This window comes from Mammaliicoccus fleurettii (genome assembly GCF_003970575.1).
GTDB classification, from domain to species: domain Bacteria; phylum Bacillota; class Bacilli; order Staphylococcales; family Staphylococcaceae; genus Mammaliicoccus; species Mammaliicoccus fleurettii.
The window spans coordinates 1-23040 of record NZ_RXWZ01000096.1 but is presented as its reverse complement, the minus strand read 5'-3'; the positions used below and the strand labels follow the sequence as shown (position 1 = coordinate 23040).

At 30.2% G+C, this 23040-nt stretch carries 25 protein-coding genes and 1 riboswitch; of the genes, 5 read left to right on the top strand and 20 right to left on the bottom strand.

Annotated elements, in window-relative coordinates; genetic code table 11:
- Positions 1-345: S1 RNA-binding domain-containing protein (locus CD129_RS13455; RefSeq protein WP_256681903.1), on the bottom strand; the 345-nt coding region annotated here is incomplete at its 3' end.
- A gap of 78 nt (positions 346-423) precedes the next feature.
- Positions 424-1077 (bottom strand): (d)CMP kinase, encoded by a 654-nt coding sequence (gene cmk, locus CD129_RS08190; protein ID WP_078356620.1) that lies wholly within the window; start codon positions 1075-1077, stop codon positions 424-426.
- 75 nt (positions 1078-1152) lie between these two features.
- On the opposite strand from cmk, the gene CD129_RS08185 reads away from it, so the two are divergent.
- Positions 1153-2121 (top strand): asparaginase, encoded by a 969-nt coding sequence (locus CD129_RS08185; RefSeq protein WP_107510082.1) that lies wholly within the window; start codon positions 1153-1155, stop codon positions 2119-2121.
- Positions 2122-2167: 46 nt separating this feature from the next.
- On the opposite strand, the gene CD129_RS08180 is transcribed toward CD129_RS08185, so the two are convergent.
- The 5 genes from CD129_RS08180 to CD129_RS08160 form a co-directional block, all read right to left on the bottom strand.
- Positions 2168-3154, bottom strand: coding sequence for a YpdA family putative bacillithiol disulfide reductase (locus CD129_RS08180; RefSeq protein WP_078356618.1), 987 nt, complete (start codon positions 3152-3154; stop codon positions 2168-2170).
- 162 nt (positions 3155-3316) lie between these two features.
- Positions 3317-3958: a CBS domain-containing protein gene (locus CD129_RS08175; protein ID WP_115337422.1), complete on the bottom strand. Its 642-nt coding sequence runs from the start codon at positions 3956-3958 to the stop codon at positions 3317-3319.
- 24 nt (positions 3959-3982) lie between these two features.
- Positions 3983-5590, bottom strand: a complete 1608-nt coding sequence (locus tag CD129_RS08170) for a LysM peptidoglycan-binding domain-containing protein (RefSeq protein ID WP_115337421.1) — start codon at positions 5588-5590, stop codon at positions 3983-3985.
- A 92-nt stretch (positions 5591-5682) separates the two neighbouring features.
- Positions 5683-7056 carry a RecQ family ATP-dependent DNA helicase gene (locus CD129_RS08165; protein WP_115337420.1) on the bottom strand — a complete coding sequence of 458 codons (1374 nt, stop codon included), beginning with the start codon at positions 7054-7056 and terminating at the stop codon, positions 5683-5685.
- A complete protein-coding gene (locus CD129_RS08160; protein ID WP_115337419.1) occupies positions 7037-7993 on the bottom strand; it encodes a helix-turn-helix domain-containing protein in 957 nt (318 codons plus the stop codon). The genes CD129_RS08165 and CD129_RS08160 overlap by 20 nt, the downstream gene beginning before the upstream one ends.
- 104 nt (positions 7994-8097) lie before the next feature.
- On the opposite strand from CD129_RS08160, the gene CD129_RS08155 reads away from it, so the two are divergent.
- A complete protein-coding gene (locus tag CD129_RS08155; protein WP_016913182.1) occupies positions 8098-8346 on the top strand; it encodes a ferredoxin in 249 nt (82 codons plus the stop codon).
- Positions 8347-8510: 164 nt separating this feature from the next.
- Here CD129_RS08155 and CD129_RS08150 read toward each other — a convergent pair whose 3' ends face one another.
- From CD129_RS08150 to CD129_RS08110, 9 genes are all read right to left on the bottom strand, one after another.
- On the bottom strand, positions 8511-9059 hold the full coding sequence (locus CD129_RS08150) for an ECF transporter S component (RefSeq protein WP_115337418.1): 549 nt from the start codon (positions 9057-9059) through the stop codon (positions 8511-8513).
- A gap of 77 nt (positions 9060-9136) precedes the next feature.
- A riboswitch (FMN riboswitch) is annotated at positions 9137-9270 on the bottom strand.
- A 77-nt stretch (positions 9271-9347) separates the two neighbouring features.
- Complete coding sequence (locus tag CD129_RS08145; protein WP_115337417.1) at positions 9348-11087, bottom strand: ATP-binding protein; 1740 nt, start codon at positions 11085-11087, stop codon at positions 9348-9350.
- The gene (locus CD129_RS08140; RefSeq protein WP_107509695.1) at positions 11087-11794 is read right to left on the bottom strand and encodes a response regulator transcription factor; all 708 of its coding nucleotides are present in this window, start codon (positions 11792-11794) and stop codon (positions 11087-11089) included. The genes CD129_RS08145 and CD129_RS08140 overlap by 1 nt, the downstream gene beginning before the upstream one ends.
- Before the next feature lie 27 nt (positions 11795-11821).
- The gene (gene ccsB, locus CD129_RS08135; protein WP_078356610.1) at positions 11822-13039 is read right to left on the bottom strand and encodes a c-type cytochrome biogenesis protein CcsB; all 1218 of its coding nucleotides are present in this window, start codon (positions 13037-13039) and stop codon (positions 11822-11824) included.
- A complete protein-coding gene (gene resB, locus CD129_RS08130; protein ID WP_115337416.1) occupies positions 13032-14675 on the bottom strand; it encodes a cytochrome c biogenesis protein ResB in 1644 nt (547 codons plus the stop codon). Before resB ends, ccsB begins: the two co-directional genes overlap by 8 nt.
- 13 nt (positions 14676-14688) lie before the next feature.
- On the bottom strand, positions 14689-15225 hold the full coding sequence (resA, locus tag CD129_RS08125; RefSeq protein ID WP_078356608.1) for a thiol-disulfide oxidoreductase ResA: 537 nt from the start codon (positions 15223-15225) through the stop codon (positions 14689-14691).
- Positions 15226-15341: 116 nt separating this feature from the next.
- Positions 15342-16079 carry a pseudouridine synthase gene (locus CD129_RS08120; protein ID WP_078356607.1) on the bottom strand — a complete coding sequence of 246 codons (738 nt, stop codon included), beginning with the start codon at positions 16077-16079 and terminating at the stop codon, positions 15342-15344.
- A gap of 2 nt (positions 16080-16081) precedes the next feature.
- A complete protein-coding gene (scpB, locus tag CD129_RS08115; RefSeq protein WP_078356606.1) occupies positions 16082-16639 on the bottom strand; it encodes an SMC-Scp complex subunit ScpB in 558 nt (185 codons plus the stop codon).
- Positions 16626-17360, bottom strand: a complete 735-nt coding sequence (locus CD129_RS08110; protein WP_078356605.1) for a segregation and condensation protein A — start codon at positions 17358-17360, stop codon at positions 16626-16628. The genes scpB and CD129_RS08110 overlap by 14 nt, the downstream gene beginning before the upstream one ends.
- 97 nt (positions 17361-17457) lie before the next feature.
- Between CD129_RS08110 and CD129_RS08105 the strand changes: the two genes are divergently transcribed.
- Complete coding sequence (locus CD129_RS08105; RefSeq protein ID WP_115337415.1) at positions 17458-17961, top strand: DUF309 domain-containing protein; 504 nt, start codon at positions 17458-17460, stop codon at positions 17959-17961.
- Between the two features lie 89 nt (positions 17962-18050).
- Here CD129_RS08105 and xerD read toward each other — a convergent pair whose 3' ends face one another.
- The 3 genes from xerD to CD129_RS08090 all read right to left on the bottom strand — a co-directional run bounded on the left by xerD (position 18051) and on the right by CD129_RS08090 (position 20140).
- Positions 18051-18962 carry a site-specific tyrosine recombinase XerD gene (gene xerD, locus CD129_RS08100; protein ID WP_115337414.1) on the bottom strand — a complete coding sequence of 304 codons (912 nt, stop codon included), beginning with the start codon at positions 18960-18962 and terminating at the stop codon, positions 18051-18053.
- A gap of 94 nt (positions 18963-19056) precedes the next feature.
- The gene (gene fur, locus CD129_RS08095; protein WP_016912376.1) at positions 19057-19497 is read right to left on the bottom strand and encodes a ferric iron uptake transcriptional regulator; all 441 of its coding nucleotides are present in this window, start codon (positions 19495-19497) and stop codon (positions 19057-19059) included.
- Between the two features lie 100 nt (positions 19498-19597).
- Positions 19598-20140 (bottom strand): NUDIX hydrolase, encoded by a 543-nt coding sequence (locus CD129_RS08090; RefSeq protein ID WP_078356602.1) that lies wholly within the window; start codon positions 20138-20140, stop codon positions 19598-19600.
- A gap of 76 nt (positions 20141-20216) precedes the next feature.
- On the opposite strand from CD129_RS08090, the gene CD129_RS08085 reads away from it, so the two are divergent.
- Complete coding sequence (locus tag CD129_RS08085) at positions 20217-21128, top strand: aldo/keto reductase (protein ID WP_115337413.1); 912 nt, start codon at positions 20217-20219, stop codon at positions 21126-21128.
- A 59-nt stretch (positions 21129-21187) separates the two neighbouring features.
- On the opposite strand, the gene CD129_RS08080 is transcribed toward CD129_RS08085, so the two are convergent.
- Positions 21188-21943 carry an SDR family NAD(P)-dependent oxidoreductase gene (locus tag CD129_RS08080; RefSeq protein WP_078356600.1) on the bottom strand — a complete coding sequence of 252 codons (756 nt, stop codon included), beginning with the start codon at positions 21941-21943 and terminating at the stop codon, positions 21188-21190.
- 139 nt (positions 21944-22082) lie between these two features.
- Here CD129_RS08080 and proC point away from each other — a divergent pair, with 139 nt between their 5' ends.
- Positions 22083-22898, top strand: a complete 816-nt coding sequence (gene proC, locus CD129_RS08075; RefSeq protein WP_115337412.1) for a pyrroline-5-carboxylate reductase — start codon at positions 22083-22085, stop codon at positions 22896-22898.
- Positions 22899-23040 lie beyond the last annotated feature (142 nt).

Genomic DNA, 23040 nt, shown 5'->3' with positions numbered 1-23040 from the left:
TTCTGTTACTTCAGCTTCGATTGTTCCATCTTCATCAAGGATTTTTTGTAGTTTCTCGTATGATAAGTTCTCGTCTAATTTACGTTTTGATAATATATAATGACCACTATCTTCGGTTTGTTCAATCTTAGTTACAAACGCTTCGATTTCATCACCAATATTGACGACTTCGTTGGCTGTTTCGATGTGTTGAGTTGACAGTTGGCTTATTGGAATGATGCCATCAAACTTACCACCCTCTATGTGTACAACTACTTGTTTATCTTCTATTTGTTGTACAGTACCTTTTACTTTGTCACCTTCTTGCACTTCATTTATCATGGATTCGTTGAATTCTTCCGTCATCAAAATTGCCTCCTTTAAATAAATATCATAATAATAACTTCTTATAAAGAAGCTAAATTGTCAAGAAATTCGAACTATTTAGTTCATTTTACTTTTTGCTAATTCTGAAATTTTATTTGTCACTTCTTCTATAGTTAATCCGGTTGTATCAATACTTATAGCATCTTCAGCTTTAACTAAAGGTGAGATTTCACGATTCATATCATATTGATCACGACGTTCGATATCTAATTTTAAAGATTCTAAATCTGATTCAATCCCTCTTAATTCATTGTCTTTCAAACGTCTTAAAGCACGTTCTTCAACAGATGCAATCATATATATTTTCAGCTCTGCATCTGGTAATACCGTAGTTCCTACATCTCTACCATCCATTACAACATTCTTTTCATTTGCTAACTTTTGTTGTTCATTAACTAAAAATGTTCTGACTGGTTCTTTAGAAGCAACGTAAGAAACTTTTTGCGTTACATCATTTTGTCTTATTCTTTCTGAGACATCTTCACCATTTAAAATAACTCTCTGACCATTATCTAAAACTATTTTTAAATCAATTTCTTTAACAAGTCGGTCAAAATCTTCAGTTTCTTGTTCAATGTAATATAATGTTATTGCTCTGTACATAGCACCAGTATCTACATAAATCATATTAAATTTTTGCGCTACTAATTTAGCGATTGTACTTTTACCAGCAGCAGCTGGACCATCTATTGCAATATTTATTTTCTTCATTTGTATTAACCTCTCTTGTTCTTTAATCCTATATATTTTATCATAAACTATAATCATATGAATAGGAGGAAAGAAATGAAGAGAATATTAGTTATACATACAGGTGGAACAATAAGTATGTCAGAAGACAAAGATACAGGTAAAGTAGAAACAAATTCAGAACATCCAATGCACAGACATCAAGAGTTTATACAATCTTTAGGTGATATTACAGAAATCAACCCATTTCAAGTACCTTCTCCACACATGAACAATCAATATATTATTAAATTGAAAAATATCATATGCGAATCTATCAAGAATGATGAATATGATGCTTTTGTTATTACTCATGGTACTGATACGTTAGAAGAAACTGCATATTTATTAGATTTAACAATAGATACTCAGTTACCTATAATTTTAACAGGTGCTATGAGATCTTCCAATGAAATAGGTTCTGACGGTTTATATAATTATGTTTCAGCATTGAAAGTAGCATCAACTGATGATGCTAAAAATAAAGGCGTAATGGTAGTATTTAATGACGAAATCCATACAGCTAAAAACGTTACAAAGACACACACATCAAATACGAGTACTTTCCAAAGTCCAAACTATGGACCAATAGGAAGTGTCACAAAAACGCATGTAATATTTCATCACCAGCCATTTCTTAATAAGAAATATACAGAAATTAATCCTGATATGAAAATAGGTATTGTAAAAGCACATATGGATATATCAAGTGACCTATTCAATTTCTTCGTCGACTATAAATATAACGGATTAGTTATAGAAGCACTTGGGCAAGGCAATATGCCTCCTACAGCATTAGAAGGTATAATAAGCTTAATAGAAGCAGAAATACCTGTAGTGATGGTTTCTCGATCATTTAATGGAATTGTTGGTGGTATATACGCATATGAAGGTGGCGGATATCAACTACAGCAAATGGGCATTATTTTGTCGAATGGTTTAAATGGCCAAAAAGCAAGATTGAAACTTTTAGTAGGACTAAGTAATAATTTAACAAAAGAAGAACTCGTTCAATATTTCTCATAAAAAAACACCCTGTTATAAGGTTTAATACCAATAACAGGGCGTTTTTTTATGATTCTAGAGGTGTTTGTTTTTTTCTATCTATGTCTTGTGCGATTGTACCACCATGATACTTCCCATTTTCTATGAAAATAGTATTAGCATCATTTCCAGCTGCAATAACTCCAGCTATATATAAATTCTCAACATTGGATTCCATCGTATCTTTATTAAATGATGGTGCTGTTCCAAATTCGTTTGTAATGGTTTCAACGCCACATGATTCTAGAAACTTATAATCTGGATGATAACCGATCATCGCAAATACAAAATCATTTTTAATAGTGTGAGATTTCCCCTCTTTAGAGAAAGTTAATGTTTCTTCATCGATGCGTTCTACTTCACTGTTAAAATGCATTGTGATTTTTTCGTGGTTTGCAAGCGATTCGAAGTTAGGCAATATCCATGGTTTAATACTCTTAGAATATTCTGAACCACGATATAGAACTGTTACTTTTGCTCCAGCTTTCTCTAATTCAATTGCAGCATCTACTGCAGAATTTTTTCCACCAATTATAACGACATCTTGATTAAAATAAGGATGAGCTTCTTTAAAGTAGTGCATAACTTTACTTAACTCTTGTCCTTCTACTTCTAATGAATTAGGTTGACCATAATATCCAGTTGCAATTGTTAAAAATCTAACTTTGTATGTTTGTTTAGTTGTAGAGACTAAAAATCTATTATCAACTTTTTTAACTGCTAACACTTCTTCAAATGTTCTAACATCAAGCTGATGATGTTTAACGACTTCTCTATAATAAACAAGTGCTTGATTTCTTTTAGGTTTTAAGTCTTCTACGATAAAGGGTACATCCCCGATTCCAAGTTTATCACTTGAAGAAAAGAAGGTTTGATGAGTTGGGTAATTATAAATTGCATCTACTACATTACCTTTTTCAATTACAACTGTATTAATACCTCTTCTTTTTTGTTCGATTGCCGCACTTAATCCACATGGACCTCCACCGATTATTAAACTTTCATATTCTTGCATGTACCTTCACTCCTTATAATATCCTCAATCATTATATCAATAAAGAGAGATTATTAAAATAAATTGTTTCTAAATTAAACAAAGAACACAGGTAAACAAACAATTTATAAAGAATTAAATAAAAAAACAGCCAACAAAATTACTCATTGTTGGCTGCTGATATTAATTGTCTTCAGTTACATCTAGAACTTTAAATCCATTTTTAGATAAGTACTTGATAAACTTATTAATATTATTTGATTTTTCAACTTTAATAATCATTCTACGGTACATCTTATCCGTTTCATCAAATGTTACAAATGAAATCGTATTTAATTTGTATTTAGCTATAATACTTGATAATCGCTTAATTCTACCTTCAGCTTCAACTGATGTAATAGCAATTCTAACCCCTTTTTGTTTCATACCGAAAGCTGACTCAAATTGTTCCATAACATCATATCTTGTAACTACCCCAAGAAAATCTTTTTCATCATTTACTACTGCAAGAATCGGAAAATCTTGCAAATTAAGTAGTGACTCTTCAACTACAAGATTTTCATTTAATGAGTGTAAATCTAATGTTAAGATTTCTTCGATTAATGTATCCGCTATAAAGTTATCTCTAGATACATTTTCTTTTTTGAAGAAATAATGTCTAAAAATACTATATCTTGTGATCATTCCTATATACTTTCCAACAGCTACAACTGGTAAGCCATCAATCCCGTGATGTTCCAACTTATCAAGAGCTGAGTGAATCGTATCTTTTGGATGAGCAATGTAACATTTTTCTTTCGGTATCATTATATTCGTTAAATACATAAATCCATCCCCTTTTGTATATGTCTATGGTATTACTAAGTTCTGACCTTGTGATATTTCATTGCCAGAAATACCATTTGCTTGTCTAATTTTCTCTACATTTTCAGGTGAACCACTTCCATAATATTGAATAGCTATACGGTATAAGTTTTCTTTTCCTGTTACTGTATGAGCTTCTTGCGATTGACTTTGATTATTTTGCGTGTTTTGATTTGCTTGATTATTTGCTGCATCTTGTGCGGCATTTTGTACATCTTCATTTTCAGCACTTTCGTTGTATTGATTCATACTATTGTCGCTGTTTTGACTTTGGTCTTGATTAGCTTGGTTATTTTGTTCATCAGAATTGTTTTCATTTGTGTTGCTTTCATTTGTGTTGTTTGATGAATTGTTTGCAGAATCACTAGAAGCATTTGAGTTACTATCTTTATCTGAATCACTTGATTTTTTATCATCGTTTTCAGATTTTTTCTCATCTTCTTTTTTAGCTCGGTCTTTTTCAGTTTGTTCATCTGCTTTTTTCTTAGTATCACTGTTTGTTTGTTCAGTTTTTTCAGCAAGCTCTTTACCATTATCTTTATTTGCACCATTTAAATACATGCCAAGGAATAGAGCTAGGGCACCTAAAATAAGAATAGCCGCAATAATAGGTATTAAAGCTTTTTTAAATTTATTAGAATTACCATCGTCTCCATTATGACCACTTTGACCGTTGTTACCGCCATTAGGAGGCGTTCCTCCACCAGAAGCACCAGCTCCAGCTACTCCTGCACCAGCAGCTGCGGCAGCACCTTTTTTCTTACCAGACTTATCATTTTCAGCATGTTTATTACTATCTTGTTTATTTTGATTTTTGTTGTCTTTATTTTTTGCTGATGCTGCTACTCCAGCTCCAACTGCTCCTGCACCAGCAGCTGCGGCAGCGCCTTTTTTCTTACTAGACTTATCATTTTCAACATGTTTATTATCATCTTGCTTTTCTTGATTTTGATTGTCTTTATTTTTTGCTGAACCTGCTACTCCTGCTCCAACTGCACCTGTTCCAGCAGCTGCGGCAGCACCTTTTTTCTTACTAGACTTATCATTTTCGGCATGTCTATTATCATCTTGCTTTTCTTGATTTTGATTGTCTTTATTTTTTGCTGATGCTGCTACTCCAGCTCCAACTGCTCCTGCACCGGCAGCTGCCGCAGCACCTTTTTTGCTATTTTTATCATTTTCTGATTTCTGTTGTTGTTCAGGTTTGTCAGTTAAAGATTTTTTCGGACGTTTCTTACTAACATTATTATTTGAAACGCCTGAATCTGCACCAGTTGCTCCAACTGCAGCTTTATTAGATGTTGTAGGTTCTTCTTTAGTTTCTTGTTCTTTCGGAGTATCTGAAGTTGAACTCTGTTTATTTGCTTCTTCTTTTCTTCGTTGTCTTCTTAATGCACCTCTTGGAGGATAATGCTGTTCTTTTTTACTTTGTTGCTTATTATCTTGTTTTGAATCTTCTACTTCTTTCCGATTAGATTGACTATTATTGTTCGTCTCTTCGTTGTTTATTTCTTCTTTCTTTACCTTGTCTTCAGGTCGTTCTATCGGTTGACGACTCTTTTCAAATTCGTCTTTAAAATTATCTTTAGACAATAAACTCACCTCATCATTAACTTATTGATTTCAATTATATTGAATTACACTTTATTATATCCCTGTTCAACTTATCAAGTAAAGCAATCCTATTAAAATATTGCATTTAATCTAATTTGATATGTTGTTTTTCTCTTTACTTCTTTAATATTAGGCAATTTTATTAAATTTGCATTGTTACAATTATCGCAGCAGTTCTCATTTTGCATGACTTTCTCGTTAAAATATTGCATTAAATAAAGCCTTCTACAACTATCAATTTGAACATAATTTTTCATGTAATTAAATGCATAACTTTTTTGATCTTGCTCAGCTTGAATTTTAGCTTTTAATTTATTGATAGGATATAGCTCAAGAAGGAACTTTATATTCATTGTAACCTCCTCATTTAACTGATACCCTTGTTCATATAAATTAAGCATATCTATATCAATTCCATGATCATTAGCTAAATGGTTAAGTATAAGTAAATCACGTGGTGTAAATAAACTGATTGCTTGTGACTGTTCTCCATCTCGACCTGCTCTACCAACTTCTTGAACAAATTTAGATGGTGAAGTTGGTAAATGATAATGAATAACTGTTCTAACATCTTGTTTGTTTATGCCCATTCCAAAAGCACTCGTTGCGACGATTATCTTAATGTCATTGTTAATAAATTGTGTTTGAACTGTAGTTCTCTCTTGATAATCTAAATCGCCATGATAAATACCCGTTAAATATCCTTCTTTATAAATCATATCAGCTAGTTCATGACACTTTTTTTTGGAAGATACATAAATTATTGTTGGTCCCGTTTCTTTAATTTCATTTAATAAAAATTTATCTTTTTCTTCTTCACTTTCAAAATTAAAATGATGATACATAATATTTGAACGATTTAAACCTTCTTTATGTATTTCAAATTGTCTTTTTGTTATTTCTTGAATGTCAATTATCATTTTTTTGGTTAAAGTAGCAGTTAAAGCAATAACTTGAGAATGAAGAAAGTGTTGCGTCACTTTTGAAATCAATGCATAGTGTGGTCGGAAATCAAATCCCCACTCACTCAGACAATGTGCTTCATCCAATACAATATATTTAAAATTTATTGATTTAAAATGTTTGAAGTTATGCTCTTCATAAATAAATTCTGGACTACAAAATATAAATTGATAATTCTCTAAATGTTTAAATATGACTTGTTTCTCATCCATCGATAAAGCAGAATGTATTGCGACTGCATTCTTTTCTCCATTTAATTTCATTTGAACAACTTGATCATCCATTAATGAAATTAAAGGTGATATTATCAGTACTCTACCTCCCGTGATATATGCTGGTAGTTGGTAACACAAACTTTTTCCAGCACCTGTTGAAAGGATACTTAGTACATCGTGACCATCTAATATATTTTGAACTGTTTCTTGTTGGCCACTTCTAAATGTTTCATATCCAAAATATTTTTTAAGTTCTTCTTGTAGCATTTAATCCCTCCATTGCAAAGCAAACATACATTAATTTAATTTCAAAATAAGTAAATTCGCCTAAAGTTTCATAATAATATTTCAAATTTTGATTTGGTTTATCTTCAAAGACTTTTACAAATTTTGAATATTTAATGTCATCTATGTACTTGTTCATATCAGTTAAATAGCCTTTAATATACATTTCTATTATATGATCGTGAATTGTATGAGTTTTAACATTTTTCATAATAGCTAATTGTTCGATATCATATGTTTGATTTAACAATTGATATGTAGACAAAGTTTGCTGATGTAATTTAGGTTGAAATTTAATTTGTGATAAAATTGGATATCTTTCTTGATTTTGTATAGTAATTTGTATCAACTGATATTCTTCGACTAAGCGTTCTTTTAATTCGATTATGGATATTTCTTCAATCTGTGATATTTGTTCTGTAGTATAAGGTGTTTCACGATACCCAGCTAATAAATAATGAACATAAATTCCACTAAAATAATGATCTATATCTTCAAATAATTGATTAACTTCTTTTATAAATTCTTCTTCTTGATGATTGTTAATAGATATGTATAATTCTTTTGCTTTGAATTGAATTGTTTTATCATTAATAATAGGTTGGTAAGAGAAATGCTCATGTTTTCTCTGGCTAATCATTTGTATTAACAATAATATAGTGCCTACTGCTTGAATAGCTTGTTGATAGAAAAAATTACCTACAATAGGATTTTGATTTTTTATTGGTTCTTGCTCAACTATCATTTCGAAATCATTGTATTTTAAATTTGGTAGACATCCATAATATAATTTTAAATGCTCAATACTAGCATCAAAATAGGTCTGATGTGTTTTCTTTCCAATTAAAATATTATAAATACTTTTATGCGTTTTATTTTCATGTTTCATAGAAAGGGCTTTCAAAATTAATTCTTTCAAATAAATCACCTCAATTAATATAAAAATGTTGAAAAATATAAGTGTTATCACTAAAATAAGTATGTATAATAAGTGTAGCATGTTTTTTAAAGGAGGCGAAAATTTTGGCTAAATACACAATAGTAGATATGGATACATGTATCGCATGTGGTGCATGTGGAGCAGCTGCCCCCGATATATATGATTATGACGACGAGGGAATCGCCTACGTAATATTAGACGACAATAAGGGAATCGAAGCTGTTCCTGAAGAGTTACTCGAAGATATGGAAGATGCTTTCGAAGGTTGTCCTACAGATTCAATTAAAATAGCAGATGAATCGTTTGACGGAGACGCACTTAAATTCGAATAATATAGATTAAATTAAGATTTTAGAATATAACAATCTTTACACATAAGGGAGTAGAAATTCATTGAACAAATGGTTTCTACTCTTTTTTTATTTAATAACATTATAAAAAAAACACCCAATCCATTGCAATCAATTTTGGATTGGGTGTTCTATTGGATTTTCATTTACTTTATAATCGTTTTAAGTTTATCAAATACCAGTATATATATAATAGAAATCACAATACCTTTTATTAAGTTAAATGGGATGATCCCTGCTGAGACAATTAATTTTAGATTATGTGTTAAGTCTGCTAAATTCATAATTTGACCATATAAAGGTAATAAAACAAAATAGTTCATTAAACTCATAAATATCGTCATTAAAATTGTTCCTGTTAATAAGCCATAGCCCATAAACAATTTATTTTTTTTAATACGGTAAAAATAGTATGTTGGTATAATTAAACAGATTGAAGCTAGAAAGTTTGCCGTGTTACCTATAGGTTCATGAGATACAATTAAAAAGTTCAATACGTTCTTGAATAATGCAACCAAAATACCCGATACAGGACCAAAAGCAAATGTTGCAACAAGTACTGGTACATCACTAAAGTCCATAGTTAAATATGGCGGTAAAAATGGCAATGGAAATTTTATAAACATTAAAATAAAGCTAATTGCAATAAGCATACTTACAGTGAGTAAGCGCTTTGTTTTGTTATCGTTAGACATATAAACTCCTCCTATTCATCTCGTAAGAATAGGAGGAAAGCAATAGCTAAATAAACCTAGTATTAACTAGATTTTTCCTCCATCTTCTCCCATCCAGACTTTAACTGTCGGCCTTAGATTTTCACTAAGTCAGCCAATACATAAATATTTACGTATCAGGTCGCGGGCTATAACCGCCGGTATGGAATTACACCAAACCCCGAAGATGAATTTTATTAAATTTTATTTTTATGATTCATATATTAGCACATTACTAAACAATTTTCATCAAAATTACTCACAATCATTTTATTTCGGTAAAGTAATTGTAAATTGAGTTCCTTTACCTTCTTCACTTTTAACATTAATTGTGCCATCATGAGCATCAATAATCTTTTGTACAATAAATAAACCAAGTCCTGTACCATGTTTACCTCTCGTACGAGATGCATCCACTTTATAAAATCGATCAAATATTTGCTCTAAGTGTTCTTTTGCAATACCTACTCCAGTATCGTTAACAATAATAACAAAGTCTTCTTCTTGTGTATCATCAAAAATCACTTCAATAGAATCGTTCTGATGAGTATACCTCATAGCATTATCTATTAAATTTGTTAAAATTTGTTCGATTCTATCGCTATCACCATACCAATTTGTAGCATCACCAAGATGTTCAAATGATAAATTTAGTCCATTTTCTTTTGCTTGTGGTAAAAATTTAGTGTCAATTTTATTAATAAGTGTTGAAATATTAAATGCTTCTAAATTGACTTTAATCCCTTCAGCATCCATTTTAGCAACTTCTAAAAGTTCATTAATTAATCTGCTCAATCTTTTAGATTCATCTAAAATGATATAAAGAAAATCATCTATATCTTTTTGTTCTGTCACGATACCATCAACTATTGCTTCTGTATAACCTTGTAGCATAGAAATAGGTGTTCTTAACTCATGAGAAACACTCGCTATAAAGTCTTTTTTCATTTGATCCATATGGTGTTCATCAGTCATATCACGAATAATAACAACAATTCCTGATGAACCATCATTTTGAATGCTATCAATATATGTTGATATAACCACATAATATTTATGACCTAATTCGTATTCAAAGAATTGAGTGTTTTTACCTTTAAATGTTTCATTTCTTTGAGTAGATATATCAACATGTGCATATTCTCTAATTTCCTGTAAAAATGTATCTGCTTTCGAATTTGAGATAATTATTTCATTTTTATCGTTTATCCCGAGCACGCCATCTATCATAGAATTAATCAATTTTTCTTGGATATTATTTTTTGACTTAACGTCATCAATGTTTGTTCTTATATCTTTACTCATTTTATTAAATGCTAATCCAAGTTCACCTATTTCATCACGAGTATAGATAGGAACTTTCTCTGTATAATGTCCTTTTGCAACTTTAAATGCTGCATGTTTAAGTTGTATAAGTGGCTTAGTAATTCTATTAGATAAGAAAAAGGCAAATACTGTACTGACTATTAACAATATAATTGCAGAGACTAATATACTAAGTGTTACTACGTTTTGAGCTTCTTTTATGGAATTAATATCTTGAAATAAAAATATACCTGCCTCATCTTCTTGGAAAGCTTGAGATGGATAACCTAATAAGATGTATTGATGTTTTTCACCTTTATATGATAGTTTAATTTCTTTTAAAACGTGTTCATCATTGTTAAAAACTTTATCAAAAGATTGATTTGTTCTTATTTCATCAATCATGACATCTTTTAGTGGATCTTCTGATTGTTTAGTTAAATCTTGTTTGTTTTTAATTATAATCAGTCCAGCAGGATCTTCTACTAATTCTTTAGCATAATCAATTACTGATTCCTTCTCATGTGAGTTAAGAAGTAAACGTTCAATTTTACTGGCATTATTGTATAAGTTTTCACCGGTTGTTGAAGTATTATATGATTGTAAGAAAGTTATAAGAAAGGCGCTTAATAAAAGTAAAACTGTCGTTACTATTAAAATAATAGATAACCACAGTTTTACAACAACACTATTTAACCGATTCATTATTCAGGAACCTCAAATTTATAGCCAACGCCCCAAACAGTATGAATCATTTGAGCTGCTTCTTCTGAAACGCGATTTAACTTTTCTCGTAACCTTTTTACATGAGTATCAACAGTTCTTAAATCTCCGTAGAACTCATAATGCCATACTTCTTTTAAAAGTTGTTCTCTATCAAATACTTTATCTGGTGATTTTGCTAAGTACAATAATAATTCATATTCTTTAGGCGTTAAATTTACTTCTTTGTGATCAGCTAGCACACGATGTGCGTCATTATCAATCACTAGATTTTCAAATACAATTAAATCTTTAGCAGTACTTGTCTGATTAACAACAGAATGATTAGTTGTACGTCTTAACAGAGCTTTAACACGTAATACAACTTCTCTTGGAGAAAATGGCTTTACAATATAGTCATCTGCTCCAATTTCAAAACCTTCTACTCTATTATTTTCTTCTCCTTTTGCAGTAAGCATAATAATAGGTGTTGATTTTGTTTCTCTAACTCTTTTACATACTTCAATCCCATCTATTTCGGGTAACATTAAGTCTAATAATATACAGTCATAATCTTCGTTTAAAGCTTTATCTAATGCAATTTGTCCATTTTCAGCTTCATCTGTTTCATAACCTTCTCTTTCAAGATACATTTTTACTAACTTGCGAATTCTATCTTCATCATCTACAACTAAAATACGATCTGTCATACTTGCTTAACTCCCTTCTAGCAATTTTTAAGCATAAGAATGTAAACCAGCTACAATTAAGTTAACTGCAATAACATTAAATAGGATAATTGCAAGACCACCAACAGCTAACCATGCTGATTTGCGACCTTCCCAACCTTTACCTAATCTTAAGTGTAGGAATATCGCATAGTACAAGAATGTGATGAGTGCCCATACTTCTTTAGGATCCCATCCCCAATATCTACTCCATGCCATTTGAGCCCAAATGCTCGCGAATAAAATACCACCCAGAGCAAATAAAGGAAATCCTATTATAACTGCTCGATATCCTATTTCATCCATTAATGATAGATTGACTTTTTTCGTCAATGGTTTCATTAGACTGAACAATGTTTTCCCTTTTAAAATCAATCTCAGTATACCATACAAGATAGAACCAATCACAATTGACCATATTACTGTATTGAGTTTCTGAGCATTGATTACGGCTGGTAATTCAATTTTAATCCAGCTCAATATATCGTTTCTTTCAATTGGTTCATAATCACTTCCTGAAACATGATCAACAAGCAAGCTGTCTTGCTGTGTCACAAATGCAGGTAAATGGTAATGTTGTACAGAATTACTGTCGTTTTTATCAATAAAGAAGAATGTGTCATCATATCCAACAATATCTTTCATGATTACAGTTGTTAAAATAAAACCTATGATGATTACAACGAAATACATAATCACTTCAACAAAGAAGCTATGTATCGTTTTTTCTTTTGGATCAACTGCTGCAAATAAATATATTAAACCAGCAACACAACTAATAGATAATATACCGTAAGAAATCGTTACTGTGATTACATGTATTGCTAACCAACTAGATTGTAATGCAGGTATTAATGGTGATACATCTCTAGAAAACATACTTGCATATGCAATTAGTAACATTGCAATTGGTAGTACGAATAGTGCAAGAATTGGTGTTTTGTAAATTGAATAAATAACAAGGAATCCTCCTACCATCATGATTCCAAACATCGTTAAAAATTCATACATATTACTAACTGGTGCATGACCAGCAGCAATCCATCTCGTAATAAAGTAAATAATTTGTAATACGAAACCAACAACTGTTAAAATAATTCCAATTTTTTCAGCTCTTTTTTTAGATGAACGAACTGAAAAAGAAAATGGCACAATTGCTATTAAATATAGTATAAATGCCGAATATAAACTAATATTACTAATATTTAAAAATAAATCTTTATCCATTATTTGCCTCCTTGCTTTCGTGAATATCTTCTTTTGTATCTTTGATATGTGAAATTTGATGTTTATCTAATACTTGATTGATTTCTTTACTAAATCCATAGTAATTCTTATTTGTATGGGCTGCAATATTAAAGTCACCATTGTCGCTATTAATCCAAATACGTCTGTGATTAATATATGAACCAACTGCTAGGCCAATTAAGAAAATGACAAATCCAGTAAATAATATTGGTAATGTTAAATCTTTTTTAACTGCTAACACAGTTGCCCATTGATTCGTAGCATTAGCGAACTTCACATCATATTGATTGCCTTTTGATATATCTTCTGATTCCTTAATTCTCAAGAAACTAAATTCAGGTTTATCACCCTTTTTAGTTACTTCAAACACAAAAGCAGGATTATTTGGATTTGGTGATTTAGTAGCTAATACACCATTTTCTATTTTTTCATAGTCTGGTGCATAACTTCTTAATTTTACTGTTAAATCATCAGTAAGTTTATATTCCTTTTTAGGTCTTTCCAAATTAACAGTAAATGATTCACCTAAAGATTTTCCGTCTTTCGTTTTTAAGTTAAAAGTCATATCTTTTAATAAAGAATTATCAAAGCTACTTTGATAAAATTGCAAATTGTCATATGTTAATGGATGATTTACTTTTATAGAATCTGTAGCTACTTCTTTTAAGTTTGCTTTCGAACCTATAACATCTTGTTGATCATTCTTGTATAACGTAGCTTTAGTCTCATAGTTTTTAGCAATTTTATTTAAACTTGGATCGATTGATTCCGCATTTGTATTAGATTGAGACTTTTGGTCATACTCTTCGTATATAAAGTCATTGTTTTTTATATAATATGCTCTATCAGTTCCAGGAACAGGTTTAGTTTCTCCTTCTTTAACATAAACCATTTCATCTAAATAAAAGCCTGGTAAAAATCTAAGCATAGCACCGAATAACAATATAATAAGTCCTGTATGATTAATGTAAGGACCATATCTAGATAAGCGACCTTTTTCAAGTAACAAATGATTGTCTTCTTGTTTTACTTTGTAGCGTTTTTCTTTAAATGATTTACTAATACTATCTAAGTCAACTTCACTTCTAGTAGACATGTTTAATCTTTGACGTTTATAAAATGTGCTGTGTTTTTTTGTTCTTTGATTTTTTAAAGACTTATGTAATGGTATACCTCTATCTATACTAGATGTAATAATTGAAAAGGCAACTAAGCCAAGTAAAATTAAAAACCACCATGAAGTATATAAATTATGAAATCCTAATTTGTAGTATAACAATCCTAACGATCCGTAATGTTCATAATAATATTGTTCTGGATTAACATTCATAGGAATGAAATATTCTTGCGGGAATATAGTACCTATTGATGCTGCTACAACAGTTAATATAAGTAATGTAACTCCAGTTTTAATTGAAGCAAAGAAATTCCAGACACGATCTAAAATTGTTCTATTCTTAGTCTTTGAACGTATTGCTTGGCCATCATAACGCATAACGTCAGTTGTTTTTTTCTTATCGTAGTCGTCATTTATTAAACGACCACAGTTTAAGCAGAGTTGAGTACCTTCAGGGTTTTTATGCCCACACTCACAAATAATTTGCTTGTTACTCACCTTAAATCCCCCTCTATTTCACTTTGACCATTTCCATTTCTTTGATGATTTGTTTTTTAGAAAGTTCACCAGTATGCTTAGACTTAACTTTACCATCTTTATCAACAGTAATAGTTGTAGGTAATGGGTTTACTCCGTAAGCATCAGTGACCAAATTATCATTATCCATCGCAACATTAAATGATGGTGTTTCTTTTAATGAACTTAAATATTGTTTAATTTGTTGTGGATTATTTCTTACATGTATAGCAATGACTTCTACGCCGTTATCTTTATAGTTTTGGTATTGTCTTTCAAGTTCAGGCATTTCACGTTTACAAGGTTCACACCATGTTCCCCAGAAGTTTATTAATACGCCTTTTCCACGAAAATCTTTTAAGTTAACTTTTTTTCCATCAACAGTTTCAAGTTCAAATAGAGGAGCCTCATCTCCTACTTGAGCAATTTTATCATTATCTTTAGTAAGGCTAGACCATACTGTAAATATAATTGCGAGAAGAATAACCGCCGTAATAACAATTTGGAGTATAGTCTTCTGTTTTTTCTTCATTTATTATTATCCTCCCTAACACAATAAAAAACCATACATGTAAAATGTTATGGTGTTTTGTATAGTATATCATGACTAAAAAGCAGATTAGTGGCATTATTGTGAACGTTTACAGTTTATTTACCATCTTGTGCTAAATGTCTTAATACTTTTATTTCATGTGGTGACATTGTTCTACCTTGACCTGCATTTAACCCTTTTAAATTTAAAGGTCCATATTCAACTCGTGATAGTTTCACAACTTCATGTCCAAAGTGACTAAACATTCTTCTAACTTGTCGATTTCTACCTTCAGTAATCGTAATTTCAACATGTGTTACGTTGCGTTCTTTATCCTGACTTTTCACTTTAACGATAGCTGGTTGTGTTAAACCATCTTCAAGTTGTATCCCTTTTTCTAGTTGTTTAACTTCTTCTCTCAATAAATAGCCTTTTAATTTCGCTACATATTTTTTTTGAATTTTATAACGAGGGTGTGTCATTAAATTAGTGAACTCCCCATCGTTTGTTAAAATTAGTAATCCAGAAGTATCATAATCTAAACGACCAACAGGGAAAATTCTTGCTTTAATTTCTTTGAAAAAATCTGTTACAACTGTTCTACCTTTATCATCAGATACGCTTGTGATTACTTTTGTTGGTTTATGGAATAATATATATAATTTATCAGGCATTTCTAAAGGAATACCTTCAACTTCTATATAATCTGAATCTCTCACTTTAGTACCTAGTTCTTTAACTTGTTTATGATTGACATATACAAGTCCTTCTTCGATTAATTTTTCAGCTTTTCTACGTGAAGTATATCCACTTTTTGCGATTACTTTTTGTAATCTTTCTAATTCTTCGCTCATATTTATTGCTCCTCATTATTTTGTTTTTCATTCATGCTACTAAAAAACAAATCCATTTCTTCTTGTTCATTTTCTTCGTTCGTTGATTTAGGTAAATCATCTAAAGAAGTAAGACCAAAAACATTTAAAAAGTAATCAGTTGTATAAAGTAATTGACTTCTAGATTGTTCATTATGTTTTGATTCTACTACACCTTTAGCAATTAATGTTTTTACAGAAGCGTCAGAATTCACGCCTCTAATTACTTCAATATCACTTCTTGTAACAGGTTGATTATATGCAATAATTGATAAAGTTTCTAAAGCTGCTTGTGATAACTTAGTATTCATATTGTCTATCATTAACTTTTCAAGATATGCATGCATAACTGGTTTAGCAGTTAAAATACACTTGTTACCATAAAATATAATTTGCAATGTTTCTCTTTCATATTCAGCGGCTAAATCTTTCAATTGTGATGGTGTAATTTCCAGCAATTCGCATAATTGGTTTGTTTCAATTCCTTCATCACCTAATGAATATAATAATCCTTCTAATAATCCTAATTTACTCACTGACATAGTTCACGCCTCGATTTATAGTTATTTCTCCAAATTGATATTGTTGAAAAACATCAATTTGTCTTAATTTCATCATTTCTAATATTGCTAAAAACATTGTTACTAAAACATTTGTATTCAAATCAGGTGGTAAAGTTTCGAAAAAATTAAAACTTTTACAACGCGAGAGCTGATCTTTAACATTTGCTGTAGCCATCTCAATTGTATAACTATCTTCACTCACAGTTACATGCTGTGGTTTATTAAATCTCTGTCTTCTCTTTGTTCGTTGATATGCAATAATTAAATCCGTCATATCTAAATCTAATGGTGCACGTTTATCGTGTACCGCTTCAAATTTGGACAAATCTGCAGGTTTTTTAATAAATATATGTTCTCTATCATTCTTTTTAACATTTAACAATTCTGCATATTCTTTATAATTTTGATATTCTATTAACTGTTTAACTAAATCTTCCCTTGGATCATCTTCAAATTCATCAATGTCAGAAGGTTGTGTAGGCAATAATAATTTACTTTTTATCATTAACAATTCTGATGCCATAACTAAATACTCACTTGCCACATTAATTTCTAATATCTTCATTTGATGTATATAACTTAAATATTGTTCTGTAAGTTCCTTCATTGGTATATCATAAATATCAATTTCGTATTTCTGTATTAAATGAAGTAATAAATCCAAAGGTCCTTCAAAGGCATCAAGTTTTACTTCATACATTTAAAACTTCCTCATTTCTATTCCTTTTACGTGCATAAACCTAAAAATTATTATACCATGATTACATATAAAGATTCTATGCTAAGAGGGATTTAAAATGGAAACACAAGTTATGTCATTTCATTATCATTTCCATGTCTTAAGACATTACTTTGAATGTCACGATATTTTAGAAGAACATTGGAAAGAATATGAGAATTTTAGTAAAAACGACTCAATAGTTAGTTTAATATTATTTTCTACTGCTTGTTATCACTATAGACGTGGAAATATTACTGGCGCACTTAAAACATATAAAAAATCTTTGCAAATCGCAGAGGCTAATGATGAATTTCACCACTTAGGTATTGAAAAGACACCTTATGTATCAATTATTAAGTCGCAAATCATACGAATTGATCAAGGTAAAGTATATCGCAATATACAGCTTCCATTAACTAAAGCATGTTACCAAGCTTTAGAAAGTACTTATGATGACTTTAATTTTAACTATAATAAAGATGTATCAGATTATATTAAGCATCATCATCTGCTTCGTGACCGTACGGAAGTTATAGAAAGCAGAAATTCAGCTTACAACCAACGTCATTCTAAACTATAAATAACCAATAAACAAATCCCCACACTATTGCAAAAGTTAATAGAACAGCTAATGTTCTATATTTTTTCGTTTCATTATTTTGTGATTTATTATTCTTCATGCTTAATCTCCTTTTTTGCTCTCGGATGGTAATTCAAGTACATATCTCTTATTTGTTTTTTAGAAATATGTGTGTAGAGCTGAGTTGTTGAAATGTCAGAGTGTCCTAACATTTCTTGAACAGCTCTAAGGTCTGCTCCATTTTCTAACAAATGTGTTGCAAACGAATGCCGTAAAGTATGTGGCGTTAAAGTTTTAGTAATACCTTTTTCAAATCCGATTTTTTTTAATATTTTCCAAAATCCTTGACGAGTTAAAGCTGTACCTCTAGCATTTAAAAATAATACATCTGTTATTTGTTTCTTCAATAAATTCGGTCTCACTTCTTGTATATAACGTTTCAACACAGCCATTAAATGATCACCAAGAGGTACAATTCTTTCTTTACTCCCTTTACCAAATACTCTTATAAAACCCATTGTCAAATTTACATCTTCTACTTTTAATTGAATGAGCTCTGTTACCCTTACGCCTGTACCATATAGTAATTCAAGCATTGCTCTATCACGTTCGTCTCTCTCGTTTGTGATATGCGTAAATGTAAGTAACTGGTTAACTTCTTCTTCACTTAAGACATCTGGAAGTTTTTGTTCGTATTTCGGTGTTTCAATAAGAATTGTTGGATCTTTTACAGCATACTTTTCTCTAATTGCAAACTGGTGAAAGCTTCTTATAGTAGCTGCTAATCTAGCAATTGTTTTAGAAGATTTTCCTTCTTCTTTTAAATGAGCAAAATATTTTTGAATAACAATACGGTCTATATTATCAATGTGACTAACTTTATGCTCATTTATATATTTATTATATTGTGTTAAATCTCGTTTATAAGATTGAATTGTATTTTGACTTAACCCTTTTTCTAATCTTATAAAATCTATGAATTCATTTATGATTTGATCCATATACTCACCTCGTTATTGTCACTATTTTACCATAAAAAAAGACATCACTAAAATCAGTATGTAACTTCTTTTAGTAACGTCAAAATATATAGATTTATTCTTCACGACATCTATGACAAACACCATGGAAAGTCAATCGATGGTCCAAAATTTTAAAGTTAAATTCTTTCTCAACACGACGTTCAACGTCTTCTAATAAATCTTCTTCAATTTCATCAACTGCTCCACATTCCATACATACCATATGATGATGGAAATGTTTTGCACCTTCTTTTCTCAAATCAAATCTTGCAACGCCATCACCAAAGTTAATTTTATCAACTACTTTTAGTTCAGCTAAAAGTTCAAGTGTTCGATAAACAGTTGCTAATCCAATCTCAGGTGCCTTATCTTTAACTTTTAAGTAAACATCTTCCGCACTTAAATGATCGGCTTCATTCTCAAGTAGTACTCTAACTGTCGCTTCTCTTTGCGGCGTTAGTTTGTAGGAAGCTTTGTGTAATTGTTCTTTCACACGTTGTATACGTTCTTCCAACTTGACACCTTCTTTCTTAAATAAAATCATTATCAATTAGAATTGTATTCGTATACTAAAATACCAATAATATGATTAAAAAGCAAGAGAAAATGCCCTTTTATTTAGAATGATTATAATTTAGTAATAAGTATTGAAATGCGATCATTGTCTTAGCATCTTCAATCTCTTGTGACAATAAAAGTGATTTAATTTTTTCTACTGGTATTTTACTTAAGTGTAGAAATTCGTCTTCGTCTAAATTAACTTTTCCTTCCGTTAAATCTTTAGCGATATATATACTCACTTTTTCGTTACAAAATCCTGGGCACCCATAAACTTCACCTATAAGTTCTAATTTATCAGCTATATAACCTGTTTCTTCTTCTAATTCACGTAAAGCAGCACTTTCTCTTTCTTCTCCAACTTCTAATTTACCGGCTGGTATTTCAATCAAAGTTTTCTCCATAGCTTTTCTAAACTGCTCTACAACAATAACTTCATTTTCTGGTGTTATTGCTAGTACTGAAACTGCCCCATTATGTAAAACAATTTCACGTTCACTTGTTTTACCATTTGGTAATTTAACTTTATGCTTTTCAAGGTTGATAATTCTTCCATTATATATATTTTCTTTCGATATCGTTTCTTCTGTTAATTTCATTCAAGTGCCCCTCTTTTCATTTAAATAATTTATCTGCTAAACTTAATATATAAAGTGTAGCGAAAGGAGCTTCAATATGCAAAAAAATATATTAAAAAGTGGCATTGAAATTTCAGAAGTTGGCTTAGGTTGTATGAGTTTAGGCACAGATTCAAATCATGCTGAAACAATTATAGATGAAGCCATTCAACAAGGTATCACTTATTTTGATACAGCAGACTTATATGATTTCGGTGAAAATGAAAAAATAGTAGGAAAAATTTTAAAGAAATATCAAGATCAAAATGGTATTGTTATAGGTTCGAAAGTTGGAAATCATTTTAACAAAGAAACAAAAGAACACTTTTGGGATCCTTCTAAAGAGCATATAATGAATAGCATTAAAGCATCATTACAAAGATTAAACATTGAACAATTAGATTTATATATGTTACATGGTGGTACAATTGAAGATAATAAAGACGAATCAATCGAAGCATTTGAAAGATTGAAAGAAGAAGGTTTAATTAAAGCATATGGTATTTCTTCTATCCGACCAAACGTCATTGATTATTATTTAGAAAATAGTAATATTGAGACAATCATGATGCAATTTAGTCTTTTAGATAATAGACCAGAAGATTTATTAGAAAAAATAGATCAACATAATGTAAAAATATTAGCGAGAGGCCCAGTATCCAAAGGTTTATTAACAGGCAAATCCACTGAAATACTAAATAAAAAATTCAAAGATGGTTTTTTAGAATACAATTATAATGATCTTTCAGACACGATTTCTCAGCTCAATAAAGAATATGATAATTTGTCAGCAGTCACTTTCAATTATTTGAAGTCTTTCAATGCACTCGGGTCAATTATTACAGGTGCAAGCTCACCAGATCAACTTAAAGATAGTATTCAAAACTATAACCAATCATTAACAGAAAAAGAAATCAAACATGCAAGAGCAATCGTTAAGAATCTAGAGTATACAAATCACTTATCATAAAATTTAAGACAAACAAAACACGCTCAATCCAAATTCATTTATTTTGGATTGGGCGTGTTTTATATTTTTTTGCTTAAAAACCCTTTTTTAAATATCTTTTCGAATGTTCTTGGCGCTAATTGATAAAATCTCAAACCAAAATCCATCCACTGTGGTTCATTAATTTCTATTTTCTTTTTTATCATTCCTCTAACAATATTTTCTGCTAATTCATCGACATCAAGTTGAATATTTTTTGTAAGTTTTTGAAATGTTCCTGTAGGATCCGCTTTTAAATGAAATTGAGACTTAAATGGACCCGGATGAACTGTTAGAACATGCAAATCTTCTCTTTCTAATCTAAGTGCGTTCGTAAAACTACTTAAAGCTGCTTTAGATGCCGCATAATGACTTCCGTATGGCGTTGTTACCTTTGCAGAAATAGACGAAATGTTCACTATTGAGGAACCTCTTTTTAAATTAGGCATAATTTTATTTATTAAAATAATAAGATTTATGAGGTTGATATTATATATTTCCTTAATTTCTTCAGTAGTATGCGCTTCGTTTGATTTAAAATAACCTAACCCTGCATTATTAATAATGCCATCATATTTTATATTTTCTGATACTATAAAAGATTCAATTTGAGTTAAATCATTCATATTTAGTATATATACATCTAATATATTTTTATATTTAGCTTTTAACTTATTTGCTTTTTCTTTGTTTCTAACAATTATTGATACATATGCTCCATGTTTATTGAGAGCTTGAATTATATTTTCTCCTAATGAACCCGTTGCTCCTGTTAGCATATAATGTTTACCTAGCATTACAATCATCCTTTTTTGCTTATTATATTTAATGTATCACAAATTTTTCTAACTGCTAAATTATATACAAGCACTTTTGACATAAGTTTTAATTACTTTATAATTAAAATGAATTCTTATGGAAGTGAGTGGTTTTATTATGAAAATAGTTTTTTATGGATCTGGTAATATGGCAAATGCAATTTTTACAGGAATAGTAAACAGTAAATCAATTGAGCCTGAAAATATTTTTTTAACAAACAAATCTAATCTGGAAAAATTAGAAGGTTATCATGACACATTAGGCGTGAGTTATAGCTATGATGATGAAGAATTATTAAAAGATGCTGATTATGTTTTCTTAAGTACTAAGCCTTATGACTTTTTAAAATTAGCTGAACGTATTAAACCTTACATCACAAAAGACAACAAATTCATTTCAATTATGGCTGGTTTACCAATTAGTTATATTAGAGAGAATTTGCAAGTTAAAAATCCAATAGCACGAATTATGCCGAATACAAATGCACACGTTGGGCATTCTGTTACAGGAATTAGCTTCTCAACTAACTTTGGTCCAAATTCTAAACAAGAAGTATTAACGCTTATCGAAGCATTTGGTACTGCTTTAGAAGTAAAAGAAGACCATTTACATCAAGTAACTGCCATTACAGGTAGTGGTCCTGCATTTCTATACCACGTATTTGAACAATATGTAAATGCTGGTACTAAACTTGGTATCGAACAATCACAAGTTGAAGAGTCTATAAAAGAATTAATTATTGGTACAGGTAAAATGATCGAACGTTCAGATTTAAAAATGGATCAATTACGTAAAAACATTACATCTAAAGGTGGTACAACACAAGCAGGATTAAATGCTTTAAGTAATCATGATATCGAAGCTGTTTTCTTAGATTGTTTGAATGCTGCTGTAAAAAGAAGTATCGAGCTTGATGAAGCTGAAGAAGATTAATAAAAAAGATGAAAGTATCAATACGATACTTTCATCTTTTTTTTCAATTAAGTCTAATCAGTTTTTATCTCAATAGTTATTACTACACTTTTATAGAAGACTTCTTATTTATATTTGAAAATGATCATAATCTTTTACAAAG